Genomic DNA, 13,466 nt, shown 5'->3' with positions numbered 1-13,466 from the left:
CGCGAAGCGCGCGAAATTTTGATGGTTTGGAAGGGGGTACCCCCTTCCAAACCATCAAAATTCATAAAAGCTGAAAAACATTGTAACCATAGGAAATACAATTTACACAAAATATAGGACTTGACTGGAAATTGCTTTAAGCTGTCCGAATCCGTGGCCTATTCGGACAAGTTCAACTGGAAATTGCTTAAAGCTGTCCGAATCCAATCCCTATTCAGACAGCATTAACAGCAAATCACCTAGAACCGTCTGAATCCCGAATCCAATACAAAAATCTGCCCAAAAACAGCATAAAAAGAATGGCTATAGGAAAAATCTAGCCATTCTTTAAGAGTATTAACCTGCGTTTTCAGTGAGGAATTGTCTAAACACCAGCCAGGATTGAGGTCCCAAGTCCCACCAAACCATACCCGTGACTCTTTTTTATTTCCCTTTAAAGCCAGGCTTTCTTTTTTCAGCGAAGGCCTGTAGTGCTTCGATTCGATCTTCTGTAGGGAGTGTTACTTCGTATGCCTTACGTTCGATTTGTAGTCCGGTGTTTAAATCGGTATTCATCCCATTTTTAATCGCAAACTTAGCTTGTTGTACGGCAATAGGTCCATTTTCCAATAATTGTGAACAAAAGGCAAAACACTCTGACAATAATTCCTGTCGCTCTACAACTTTTGTCAGCAGTCCGAAGGTAAACGCCTCATCCGCGGACAAGCGGCGTGCCGTTAAGATGAGATCTAAAGCCTTAGCTTGCCCAATCAAGCGTGGAAGACGTTGGGTCCCCCCAGCTCCCGGAATAATGGCTAGACTCGTTTCCGTTAACCCCATCAAGGCCTCTCTTGCCGCAAAGCGAAAATCACAAGCCAAAGCAAGTTCCATTCCACCGCCAAACGCAAACCCATTTATGGCGGCAATGGTCGGCTGGGGCAGGCTATCGATCGCTGAAAAGATCTCATTAATTTTATAAAGATTTCGCTTTACTTGTTCATCGGATAATGTTTTTCTTTCCTTCAAGTCCGCCCCGACACTAAATGCCTTATCACCAGCACCAATAAATAGAACTGCCCGAACTTCGCTATTAATCCGAATTTCTCTACTTTAATCTGCAGGTCTAACAATGTCTCATAATTAAAAGCATTTAGAGAATCGGCCCGATTGATTGTGATAACTGCCACATGATTTTTAATCTCTAGCAAAATTGCTTCCACAATGCTCCCCCTTAAAAAGGCAGGTTTTACAAAACCTGCCCGGCATTTTATGAATTTGTAGGTTGGACTACTTGTGTCTTTAGTGCCCTTCTTAAGATTTTCCCGGTTGTGTTCTTTGGCAGTTCATCAATGAATTCAATAGAGGATGGAATTTTATACTTGGCCAAGTGTTCACTGCAATAATCTAGTAATTGCTCTGTGGTTAGTTCAGGTTTCTTGCTGACAACAAAGGCTTTAACAGATTCACCAAGATTTGGATCTGGAATCCCTAGAACAGCCACCTCTACAACATCTGGATGATTATAAATTACTTCCTCTACTTCTCGCGGATAGACATTATATCCTCCAACTAAGATGAGATCTTTTTTTCGATCAACTATATAAAAATAGCCATCTTCATCCATCCTGGCAAGGTCACCGGTATAAAGCCATCCATTTCGAATCGCCGCTGCCGTTTCTTCCGGCATTTTATAATAACCCTTCATTACATTCGGGCCACGCACGACAAGTTCTCCCACCTCACCCACTGGAACTTCTTCACCCAGCTCATTAAGAATTTTATTCTCAACACGAAGGATTGATGTTCCGATTGAACCAGGTTTGCGCGGCCGATCGAGCGGATTAAAGCATGTAACAGGAGATGCCTCAGACAAGCCATATCCTTCCGATATTACTACTTTAAACTTTTGTTCAAAATTCTTTAAGAGGGCAACAGGTAAGGAAGCTCCTCCTGAAATACATAAGCGTAACGATTTTAGGTCGTCAGGATTTCCGTCAGGATATTGGAGGAGGAAATTATACATGGTCGGTACACCTGCAAAAACAGACCCCTGATGTTCTTTAACTAAATCAAAAATTTCTCTTGGACTAAATTTTGGTGCAATTAATAGGGTTGCCCCGCTTAATAATGGTGCATTTAAGGCAACCGTCAAACAGAAAACATGAAACATCGGCAGAACCGTAACTACTTTATCATCGGGATTCATTTTCAAATATTCGCTAACATCTTTGGCATTACTATACAAATTCTTATGGGTTAACATTGCACCCTTTGGTTTGCCTGTTGTACCAGACGTATAGAGAATAATGGCAATATCGTCATCATTGAGATCTGGTCCATTGAAAGTTACTTCACCTTCAGCAATCACTGATGAAAACGATTTCATTTTTGAATAGCCTGATAGTGTCCCAATTTTCGATTCAATATTGCTAGTTGGAGTCGTTTCACAAAATACATAATGTTCGATTTTTGGCAGGAACGTATGCAGCTTTTCCACTAAAGGGATCGCTAGGTCAAGTGCGATAACTACTTTGACATCACCATTATTTAATATGTAGCCTATTTCATCAGACGTATAAATTGGATTCACCGGAATAACAGTTACTCCTAATCGCAATGCACCATATAACTAACCACAAAGTGTGGTGAGTTTCCCAACAATAGTGCAATATGATCCCCTTTTTTGACTCCTAATTTTTTGAGGCCTGATGCAAATTTCGTAATGGCAGCATCCAGTTCAGCATAAGTACATGTTTGGCCCATAAATTTATAGGCTGGCTTTGTGGCAAAGTTCTTCGCTGATTCTTCAAACCGTGTTAAAAGAATCGTTCTCCCCCTTAATTGAATGAATACTCATTCACAAAATTGCGACAATTTTCTAAGAATATTATATTAAAAGTAATGAGCCTATTCAAGTATAATACTAGAAAATTCTGATAAAACGAAAACACAGCGTTTAAAAACACTGTGTCTTGTACTTTAATATAATAAATTTAAAAACTCATCTTTTGCTATATTTCCAAAGTAATGGGTCGTGTCAATACCGGCAAGTGCCTTGTCGATTTCATTTTTTTCATAGCGTATGCCTGTTAACTTCTCCTCAATTTCACTTACATCCCCCACACCAAAAAAGTCACCATAGATTTTACAATTTTCAATGACCCCTCTATTCACTTCTAAGCGGACATCAATGCTTCCTACTGGAAAGCGGTGCGAGTGCTGCAAATTGAACTTAGGCGATCTTCCGTAATTCCATTCCCAATTTTGGTAGCGTTCTTTTGAAAATTGGTAAATCTTTTCCCAATCTTCTTCGGTAAGAACATATTCTGGTATTTCTTCTTGACCATCAAAAATATTCTTTAACAGTAATGAACGGAATTCATCCATATCCAACTGTTCTGTGAGGAACTCAGAAATATTGGCCACACGGCTGCGGACTGATTTAATTCCTTTGGATTCTATTTTGTCCTTTTTTACTTTTAAGGCTGAGACCACGTTGTCAATTTCTGAATTAAGCATTAACGTACCGTGGCTAAACATTCTGCCCTTAGTTGAAAATTGGGCATTTCCAGAGATTTTTCGACCTCCAACCTCAATGTCATTTCTGCCGCTTAATTCGGCGTTTACCCCTAATTTTTTTAATGCAGCCACTACTGGTTCCGTAAATTTACGGAAGTTATGAAAGCTTTCCCCGTCATCCTTCGTGATAAAACTAAAGTTTAAATTGCCAAGATCATGATAGACCGCGCCACCGCCAGACAGCCTGCGGACAACTTTAATGTTATTACTTTCCACATACTCCGTATTAATTTCCTCAATTGTATTTTGATTCTTACCTATAATGATGGAGGGTTCATTTATGTAAAATAGTAAATACGTTTCATTAATATCAAGATTTTTCAGTGCATACTCCTCAATTGCCAAATTTATCTGTGGATCAGTAATCTCTTTATTATCGATGAATAACATAGTATTCGGTCCCTTCTTATAGTGAAATCGATTGAAACTCCTCTGCGAGAATAATTATACCCGTAAACTCAGTAGATGCTTCAGTAATTAACTGAGGCAGTGATCCATAGTGAGGTAAATGAGTTAGAATTAATTGTTTTACCTCTGCTTTCTGTGCGAACTTTCCTGCATCGATACTGTTCATGTGTCCAGCCGATTTTCCATTTTGGTGTCCATAAAAGTTGCATTCACATAACAGTAAATCAGCATTGCGACTGAACTCGATAAATTCTTCTTTAAATGAGCTATCTCCAGTATAGACCATGGTTTTTCCAGCTGCTTCTATTCTCATTGCATAACATGGGGCGGGGTGATCTGTTCTAAGAAAAGAAACATGGAATGGACCTATTGTGAGCGTCTCACTAGGATTATAGGCAACTCCTTTTGTTATCTCTTTATAGGTTAATTTGCTAAATTCATATGGATCCAAATCATGCCCATAAAGAGGCAGGGTTTGGGTCCTCTTTCCTAAAAATCCTTGGATTAATCTTGCGTGCTGTAAGACGCCAATATCCGCTATATGATCAGGATGGTAATGGGAAAGGACTACCGCATCCAATTCCTCAGGCTGGATAATATTTTGCAACTTAGAAAGGACGCCGCTTCCACAATCAATTAATATTTGAAAACCCTCATGTTCTAGCAAATATCCAGAGCTAGCCTCATTCTGTTTCGGATACCCACCCCAATACCCAATAACGGTAAGTTTCAATATAACCCCTCCAATTCAAAGTTTATATTCCTAATATACTCAAAAATCTAGATCAATTTTATTATAGTACAAAAAACCAGCCGAAAAAAAAATGATCGGCTGGTTTTGCTTTTATATTTTTATTCAGTCATTTGATGCTTATATTTATGATTAAATCGCATTGAGAAATAAGCAATGGTTCCTAATGAGAAGGTAAGCATAAAAGCTAATAAAATCATGAAATTTTGCCACATGGAACTGTAATCACCACTTGATATTACAGCTTTAAAGCCTTGGACTGAATAGCTCATCGGCAGGTAAGCATTGAAATGCTGTAAAAAGTTAGGGATTAATTCAAGCGGGAATGTTCCAGCACTTGTCGTTAATTGTAAGATCAAGATGATGATTGCAATAAAACGTCCCGCATCTGCAAATACGGATACAAGCAGTTGAATTAACGCGATGAACGTTAAGCTTGTCATAATCGAAAAAAGAATAAACTTTGGAATGCTTTGGACGTCAAGACCTAGCCCTCCAAGGAGAATTATGTCTGCGAGTATGGCTTGAAAAATTCCAATCCCAGCCATAATGGAAAACTTGCTTGAAAACCAGTTAAATCCATTTGCTGGTGCAATCGTCGTTTCGCGAAGTGGAAAAACAATTGATAGAAGCAAAGCGCCCACAAACAGGCCTAATGATAGGAAATATGGTGCAAAGCCGGTCCCATAGTTTGGTACATGATTAATTTTTTCATTATCCAGTTTTACCGGATCAGCCATCATATTATAGGTCCTATCATCGGAGTGGACCTTGGATACCTCGTTAGCGCCATCTGAAAGCTTATCTGCTAATTCCTTTGCACCTTTAGAAAGTTTAGATGTACCGTCGTTAAGTTGCTTAGAACCATCCGCTAATTGGCCAGCACCAGATGACAATCCTGATGCACCTGCTGTTAATTGATGCATTCCATTATTTAAGTCGAAGGCGCCTGTTTTCAACTCACCAGAACCTGATGCCAATTGTCCAGTTCCGTTGGTCATTTTATCAGCACCATTAGCAAGTTGACTCAATCCTTCAGAAAGGTTATTTGACCCATCTGCTAATTTTGATGAACCTGCATATAAATCATGGATCCCTTTCTGTAATTCAAGTTGCCCGCCATTTATTTTGCCAATACCGGATATTAATTGATCAAAATAAGGGCTTGTTTGTGCTTGAATTTTATCTTCTAATCCTTTCGATGAACCTGCTAATTTTTCATCGACGCCTGTTTTGAACTGGTCAAAACCTGCATCTATTTTAGGATTAAGTTCCGATAAAATCTGTTGCTCTAGCTGTTCTTTCGTTGGGGCATTTTTTTGCTCATTTGCCATTATTCCTTGAACAAGTGCAGGATCTACATTGTTCTCGATTAAGGTTTTGGCTAATTTTTGCATTTTCTCTGTTTGCTGAGTAATGGTTTGTTCAGCAATTTGTGATGCTAATGTATTCGTTAACTGTGATTGAAATTGATCAATGCCAGCATTAAGTTCAGTAACACTTCCGGTCAATTCTTTTTCAATCCCGGACGCAATCCCTGCTGGCAAGTCTCGTTTTAATTGTTCTGCACCTGCAGATACCTCTTTCGTACCGGCAATTAGCAACGGCAAATTTGCATCAGCTTTTGCTAACCCATTTTTCAATTGAGATGATCCTGTTGCTAATTGTTTGGATCCTGAAGATGCTGACTTGACACCACTTTCAAATTCAATTGACTTTTCCGCTAATGTCGCGAGTCCATTATAAAGTTCCGTTGAACCTGCAGCAAGCTTGTTAGAGCCAGCATCAGCTGATTTCATTCCAGTGTTAAATTCGATTGATTTTTCAGCCAGGGTTGCAAGACCTTTCTGTAGGTCCTTTGATCCTTTATTTAATTCATCCGAACCAGCATCGATCTGACTTGCACCATCACTAGCCTTTACAACACCATCGGCAAGCTCGCTGATTTTATCAAACATCGTTTCTGCATACGTTTCGGTCACCTTTTCAGCAACTGCTGTTTTAATTTTTTCTGCTGCTGTGCCACCGATTTGGGCAGAGAGGAAGTTATAGCTCTCATTAGGTGTATAGATCAATTCCAGTTTTTCAGGTTTATCATCCAGTAAGGTTGTTGCATTTTTTGAAAAGTCCTTAGGGATTTCGATGACCATATAATATTTCTGATCTTTTAAATTATCATAACCCTTTTTTTTGTCGACAAAATCAAAATCAAATTGTTCATTTTTCTTTAAATTTGCGACTAAATCGTTACCAAGCTTCAGATGAGCTCCATCAAGTGTTGCTCCAACATCTTCGTTGATAACAGCAACCGGCAGTTCATCAAGCTTTGCGTATGGGTCCCAAAAAGCCCATAAAAACATTCCTGCATATAAAACTGGGACAAACATGACAGCAATAATAGGAATTAACACTTTTTTATTTCTTAGAATGGCAAGAAGCTCTTCCTTAAACAGCAGGTTTTTCACTTGTAATACCTCCTTTATCTTTATGACCGTTTTGTTCATTTGGTCATTTTTCTGCAAAAAATAAGGACGATCTGATCGACTATCCTATTTAATCGAAATTCAAATAAATGACTATTTTGACCGTTTGAACAAAATGGTCAATTAACACTTTTAGAGTATACATCGATTCCGATATGTTTGCAAGCAGAAAAAAGAAGCTGTTATCTTTGAACAGCCCCTTTTTAGGAGTTTCCTCTTTTTAAATAATTTAACACATTTTTGACAGCAGCTTCTCCCTGATCAATGCAATCTGGGAGTCCAACACCGCCATAGGAAGAACCTGCTAAAAATACCCCAGGCAACTCAGCATTCATATGCTCAAAAATATTAGCCAATCGTTGTTTATGTCCCACCGTATATTGCGGCATGGAATTTTTCCAACGTGAAATAATAGCAAAATCCGGATTCATCGTGATATCCATGATCTTTTTCAGATCATCTAGGACAATCTTAATTATTCTGTCATCTGAGAGGTCGACGATTGTTTCATCTCCTGACCTTCCAACATAACACCGAAGCAGTACTTTCCCTTTTGGGGTTGAATGTGCCCACTTTTTGTGGGTCCAAGTACAAGCGGTTATGGAATAATCATTGTTTCTAGAAACAACAAAGCCTGTTCCATCAATATCATTCTTCACTGCTTCTTCAGGAAAGGCTAAGGCTACGGTTGCTACGGATGTCGACGGGACTGATTTAAATGGATCGAAAAAATGATAATCTGCAAACATTGACTGAGTTATCTTATGAGGAGTTGCTGCAATAATGCTTTCCGCTGCTAATGTCTCCCCATTATTGAGATATACATCATATTTATCACCATTTTTGGTAATTTTATCAACTCGATGACCTTTTAGGATTGATGAAGGATCGATTTTTTCTTCTATCGCTTCAGCAAATGATTGTAGCCCCGTTTTAAAGGTTAAGAAACCACCTTTAGCTTTTTCCTTACTAGCAGGCGGTTTTTGAGGTTGGGAAGGAGTAGATTTTTTCATACCAAGGATCAGGCTTCTGTATTTCTGTTCTACCTCATAAAATTGCGGAAAAGTAGACATGAGGCTTAATTGATCAATATCTCCAGCATAAATCCCAGACAATAATGGTTCAATTAAATTTTCAACCACCTCATCACCGAGTCTTCTTCTGAAAAAATCACCTAACGATTGGTCTTTTCCACTTTCTGACCTTGGTAGAATGAAATCTGCGGCAGCTCTTAATTTACCGGGTATAGAAAAAAGACCAGTAGTGATAAACGGGCCCATTTCGGTTGGAATACCCATGATCGATCCACCGGGCATAGAGTGAAGTTGCTCGTTAACTAAAACAAATGATTTACCCGTGGAATTATGGACTAATTGATCAGCCATCCCAACTTCCTTTGCAAGCCTGCTAATACTCAACTTTCGAGCTAAAAATGAATCTGGCCCTCTCTCAATTGTAAAACCGTCCCTGATAACGGTTTGCATTTTGCCGCCAAGTCGGTGTGATGCTTCGATAAGTTTAATTTCAATTGGGAGATTATCTTCCTGGATCGCTTTTTGGAGATAGAAAGCTGATGTCAGCCCAGCAATCCCTCCCCCAATAATGATAATTCTTTGTTTTTCTTCCGCCAAGGTGGTCACCTTCTTCCATTAAACTTTATAAGGCTTATTCAGCGGTCATTTTAAGGACGACGGTCGACAATGCGTCAATAAATTCATCCTTTGCATTCGGCATTTCTGGGCGATAATAACTTACACCCAATTCTTCCGTCACTTCTCTACATTCAAAATCATTATCATAAAGCACTTCAAGGTGTTCACATACAAACCCTACAGGTGCATATACAAACGCTCTATAATGATGCTGATTATATAAATCTCTTGTTAAATCCTGAACATCTGGACCAAGCCATGGTTCTGGAGTTTGCCCTGCACTTTGCCAGCCAACCACATAATTTCTTATTCCTGCCTGATTAGCAATTAGGTCAGCCGTTTCTTGAAGCTGGCTTGGGTAAGGATCCCCATACTGGAGAATTTTCTCAGGAAGACTATGAGCAGAAACAATCAGAACTGCTTGCTCCTTTTCTTCTTGCGGCATTTCTGCAAAGACTTTCTTTATCTTGTCAACCCAATAATTAATAAACTTTGGTTCCTGATACCAGCTATCAATTGTTCTTATTTTGAGCCATCCGCCTAATTTTTCTGCTTCTTCTAAAGCTCTTCCATTATATGATTTTATGCTGAAAGTTGAAAAATGAGGTGCAAGAACGATACTAATCGCCTCTTCAATGCCATCAGCATGCATTTGTTTCACTGCATCTTCAATAAAGGGGTTGATGTGTTTTAATCCAAGATACATTTTGAATTCTATGTGGTTTTGAATTTTATTTAGATTATCTTCAAGTTTTTCTGCTTGCTCGAGGGTAATCTTAGCTAATGGGGAAATCCCGCCAATGGCTTCATACCGACTACGCAGGTCTTCAATCATTTCTGGAGTTGGCTTCCGCCCGTGTCTAATGTGGGTATAATATCTTTCTAAATCATCTAATGTATATGGGGTACCGTAAGCCATTACCAGCAGACCCATTTTCTTTTTTGTCATGATCGCACCTCATTTTAAAAGTCTGTTCACTTATTCCCAATTCAAATAAGACAATTGGGTTTGGGCCACTAAAAGCTTGTATGCCCTTAATGACCCATTATAAAGCACCCATATTATTGTGCCAAAAAATTGGACTCCTTACCAATTTTAAAACTCAAAAGGGGAATTAACGACTTAATTTGGATGCTGAATACTCATGGACAAAGGAAGTTAATTTTTTCAACGTTTCTGGATTTACGGAAGGGAATACACCGTGCCCTAAATTAAAGATATAGCCATCTTGCGCCATCCCTTGGTCTAAAATTACCTTTGCTCTTTCTTCAATGACTTCCCATGGAGCTAACAAAATAGCAGGGTCAAGGTTCCCTTGAACAGTTTTATGAATGCCCATTTCTCTTGCTTGATGGATTGGTAAACGCCAGTCTAAACCTACTACATCAAGCGAAAGGTCATTCCATTCTAATGCAAGATGACTTGCACCAACACCGAACATAATGAGTGGAACATTTTCCTCTTTTAATGATGTAAAGATACGGTTCATGATTGGCTTAATGAAATAACGATAATCCTCCACATTTAATGCTCCCACCCATGAATCAAAAATCTGAATAGCCTTTGCTCCAGCTTTGATTTGGGATCTTACATATGTAATGATCATGTCGCCCAGTTTGTCCATAAGTGCAAACCATGCCTTTGGCTCGGTATACATGAACGCTTTTGTTTTATTATAGTTTTTAGAAGGGCCTCCTTCGATCATATAACTTGCAAGTGTAAAAGGTGCACCAGAAAAACCGATTAATGGCACAGATAACTGCTCTTCAGTTAATAATTTAATTGTATCCAATACATAAGGAACATCTTCTTCTGGATTAATTTCACCCAGTTTCTCAACATCTGTTAATGAACGGATTGGATTGTCAATGACTGGTCCAATTCCGCCCTTTATTTCTACTTCCATGCCAATCGCAGGGAGGGGTGTCATGATATCTTTATATAAAATCGCTGCATCAACGTTATATTGCTCAACAGGCAGGCGTGTTACATACGCACATAACTCAGGCTGGTGAGTGATTTCAAAAAGAGAGTACTTTTCTTTAATTGCTCGATATTCAGGCTGTGAACGACCTGCCTGACGCATATACCAAACAGGAACATGGTCTGTTTTCTCGCCCCTTGCTGCTTTTAAAAATGTTTCATTAATCGGTCTTGTCATTACTGTTGTCCACCTTTCAAAGACGTGTCTGTTGTCCATTTTAATATATATAAGATGAATTTAAAACTCACTGATTCTTTCTAAACTGTATTAACTATATCTATTAATCCTATTTGTGTATAGCTAACGATAGTAACTGTCAAAAAAAAGTCGTTTTTACGTTAGAGAATTTGTTAAATTCGGCAGGTAACTCCCCAATATTTTTTCATTTTTTCCTCTCACCACTTAGGGCAATTTTCATATTCTGTATTACATCCAACAGGGCTATAGCCCCCCTGGGTGAATTGAAAGGAGGGAATGGCATGATTGTCGAGCTTACTTTACTTCATTGGATCTACGTGACCTTTATTATCCTCATAATTGGATTCATGGTTATGAGAAGAGACACATCGATTGTATGTATCATCGGTATTTTTCTAATTGCTATTACAGCAACAGGTTCATTAAGTCATTCGATTAGCAGCATTTTCAACAGTTTCAGTTATGCAATTACAGAATTATTATCTACTATTCTTGTTATTTCCATAATTGTTGCGATGAGCAGCACATTAACGGTAACTGGAATTAATGATGTTATGATATCACCATTTCGAAAGCTGATACGCAATCCTACACTAGCGTATTGGACCATTGGGATCTTAATGATGGTGATTTCTTGGTTTTTCTGGCCTTCGCCTGCTGTTGCACTTTTAGGGGCTGTTCTTTTACCAGTTGCCATTCGCGCAGGATTACCAGCTCTAGGCGTTGCAATGGCAATGAATTTGTTTGGTCATGGAATCGCTTTATCCGGTGACTTTGTCATTCAAGCTGCTCCAAAGCTAACTTCTGATGCCGCCGGTATTCCTATTCAAGATGTAATTGATGCGAGTATTCCGTTAGTGTTTATCATGGGCCTAGTAACCACCGTTGCTGCTTTCTACTTCTTAAGAAGAGATATGAAGCGCGGGGTTCTCAAAACAACCACCTCTGTTAACGCTGATTATCCCTCTGAAGAAGCCACCAATCAACCTACGCTTTTATCTCTTGGGCAAAAACGTTTCTTTGCCTTTCTTGTTCCATTATTATTTGCAGCCGACGTTGCCGCAATGTCAGTCCTTGATTTAGCAGGTGGGGATGCGACCGCATTAATCGGTGGTACATCCATTTTCATTCTTCTATTAATTTCTTTAACGGGTCATAAAAATAAAGGCTTAGAAAAAACTACTCAATATTTAATAGAAGGATTCCAATTTGGATTCAAGGTTTTTGGCCCTGTTATCCCAATTGCTGCATTTTTCTACTTGGGTGATGCCGGATTTGGGAAAATCATTGGTGACTATTTACCAAAAGCTTCGCACGGGATCGTTAATGACTTAGGTGTATCCCTTGCCAGTATCGTACCGTTAAGCAAAGAAGTTGGGGCGATTACCTTAACTACTGTAGGGGCGATCACTGGTTTAGATGGTTCAGGCTTTTCAGGTATATCTCTTGCCGGCTCAGTAGCAAGCCTATTTGCAGTTGCCATCGGTAAAGGTGCCGCCACATTGACTGCCCTCGGGCAAATTGCGGCCATCTGGGTAGGCGGCGGAACTCTTGTACCATGGGCGTTAATCCCAGCAGCAGCAATTTGTAATGTCGACCCATTTGAACTTGCAAGACGAAACCTCTTGCCAGTCGTGATCGGTCTCGTTGTAACAACCATTGCTGCAATGTTTCTCATTTAATCCAAGCAAAGAGGCTGATCTCTGACCAGCCTCTTTGCTTATTTTACTCGTTTTTTAAAATAGTTGTATAGTAGAATCCATATAACAACCCAAAGATAACCTAACGCATAGCCGCCAAGTACGTCCGAAGGGTAATGTACTTGTAAAATAATGCGGCTGGCACCAATCAATAAAAGTAAGATAGCTGTTATTACCGTAATGATTACTTTCCCTGCCCTAGATCTCATCTCTTCCAAAAGCAGATAGGCAATCATAAAATAAACAATCATCCCCACCATGGCATGTCCGCTCGGGAAGCTATAACTTTTTACCTGAACGAGATGCTCAAGGTCTGGACGTGGACGCTCAAAAAAATCTTTTATTAGCTTACTTACTTCATTTCCGATTGCAACGGATAAGGCCAGAGCCGCGGCACCAACATAATTTTTCTTTTTAACTAGGAGCCAGGCAAGTGCAAGTAAGGCTGCTACCCCTATCCCTTTTTTATCTCCCATTTCGGTAATTTTAATAAAAAACGGAATCAAGGAATCAGGTATATTTGAAAATATCCCTGCAACTTTATTATCTAACCAAAAAGGACTGCTCATTGCCACCTTAATGCATGTAAACACTGCCCATAAAACAGCTAACAAAATAAATAGATAGGTAAAACTTCTTTTGTCCTTTCGCTCCATCCTCCAAACCCCTTCTTGCTTCTTATCTAATTGAAATTCTAGTAAAAGTATAAATAAATTGATTATAAAAATCTA

General features: G+C 39.1%; 8 protein-coding genes and 2 pseudogenes. 1 reads left to right on the top strand and 9 read right to left on the bottom strand.

Annotation, left to right across the window (positions count from 1 at the left end; genetic code table 11):
- Positions 1–423 precede the first annotated feature (423 nt).
- The 8 genes and pseudogenes from KW850_RS23570 to hemE all read right to left on the bottom strand — a co-directional run bounded on the left by KW850_RS23570 (position 424) and on the right by hemE (position 11,014).
- Positions 424–1,199, bottom strand: a pseudogene (locus KW850_RS23570) (enoyl-CoA hydratase-related protein).
- 47 nt (positions 1,200–1,246) lie between these two features.
- Positions 1,247–2,742, bottom strand: a pseudogene (locus KW850_RS23565) (fatty acid--CoA ligase family protein).
- A 216-nt stretch (positions 2,743–2,958) separates the two neighbouring features.
- Positions 2,959–3,948: a lipoate--protein ligase gene (gene lplA, locus KW850_RS23560; protein WP_218350195.1), complete on the bottom strand. Its 990-nt coding sequence runs from the start codon at positions 3,946–3,948 to the stop codon at positions 2,959–2,961.
- A 16-nt stretch (positions 3,949–3,964) separates the two neighbouring features.
- A complete protein-coding gene (locus KW850_RS23555) occupies positions 3,965–4,699 on the bottom strand; it encodes an MBL fold metallo-hydrolase (RefSeq protein ID WP_218350194.1) in 735 nt (244 codons plus the stop codon).
- Between the two features lie 119 nt (positions 4,700–4,818).
- Positions 4,819–7,182 carry a YhgE/Pip domain-containing protein gene (locus KW850_RS23550; RefSeq protein ID WP_218350193.1) on the bottom strand — a complete coding sequence of 788 codons (2,364 nt, stop codon included), beginning with the start codon at positions 7,180–7,182 and terminating at the stop codon, positions 4,819–4,821.
- 221 nt (positions 7,183–7,403) lie between these two features.
- A complete protein-coding gene (gene hemY, locus KW850_RS23545; protein WP_218350192.1) occupies positions 7,404–8,831 on the bottom strand; it encodes a protoporphyrinogen oxidase in 1,428 nt (475 codons plus the stop codon).
- Between the two features lie 34 nt (positions 8,832–8,865).
- On the bottom strand, positions 8,866–9,801 hold the full coding sequence (gene hemH, locus KW850_RS23540; RefSeq protein ID WP_218350191.1) for a ferrochelatase: 936 nt from the start codon (positions 9,799–9,801) through the stop codon (positions 8,866–8,868).
- A 166-nt stretch (positions 9,802–9,967) separates the two neighbouring features.
- On the bottom strand, positions 9,968–11,014 hold the full coding sequence (gene hemE, locus KW850_RS23535; RefSeq protein WP_218350190.1) for a uroporphyrinogen decarboxylase: 1,047 nt from the start codon (positions 11,012–11,014) through the stop codon (positions 9,968–9,970).
- A gap of 302 nt (positions 11,015–11,316) precedes the next feature.
- Between hemE and KW850_RS23530 the strand changes: the two genes are divergently transcribed.
- Positions 11,317–12,717 (top strand): hypothetical protein, encoded by a 1,401-nt coding sequence (locus KW850_RS23530; protein ID WP_218350189.1) that lies wholly within the window; start codon positions 11,317–11,319, stop codon positions 12,715–12,717.
- A 38-nt stretch (positions 12,718–12,755) separates the two neighbouring features.
- On the opposite strand, the gene KW850_RS23525 is transcribed toward KW850_RS23530, so the two are convergent.
- Positions 12,756–13,391 carry a phosphatase PAP2 family protein gene (locus tag KW850_RS23525; RefSeq protein ID WP_218350188.1) on the bottom strand — a complete coding sequence of 212 codons (636 nt, stop codon included), beginning with the start codon at positions 13,389–13,391 and terminating at the stop codon, positions 12,756–12,758.
- Positions 13,392–13,466 lie beyond the last annotated feature (75 nt).

This window comes from Bacillus sp. sid0103 (assembly GCF_019219025.1).
This window is presented reverse-complemented; position numbering and strand designations above follow the sequence as displayed.

Excerpts from the sequence above, each read along its gene's own strand:
- hemE (WP_218350190.1), bottom strand. The coding sequence starts at position 11,014 with ATGACAAGACCGATTAATGAAACATTTTTAAAAGCAGCAAGGGGCGAG.
- lplA (WP_218350195.1), bottom strand. The coding sequence starts at position 3,948 with ATGTTATTCATCGATAATAAAGAGATTACTGATCCACAGATAAATTTG.
- KW850_RS23530 (WP_218350189.1), top strand. The coding sequence starts at position 11,317 with ATGATTGTCGAGCTTACTTTACTTCATTGGATCTACGTGACCTTTATT.
- KW850_RS23525 (WP_218350188.1), bottom strand. The coding sequence starts at position 13,391 with ATGGAGCGAAAGGACAAAAGAAGTTTTACCTATCTATTTATTTTGTTA.
- hemH (WP_218350191.1), bottom strand. The coding sequence starts at position 9,801 with ATGACAAAAAAGAAAATGGGTCTGCTGGTAATGGCTTACGGTACCCCA.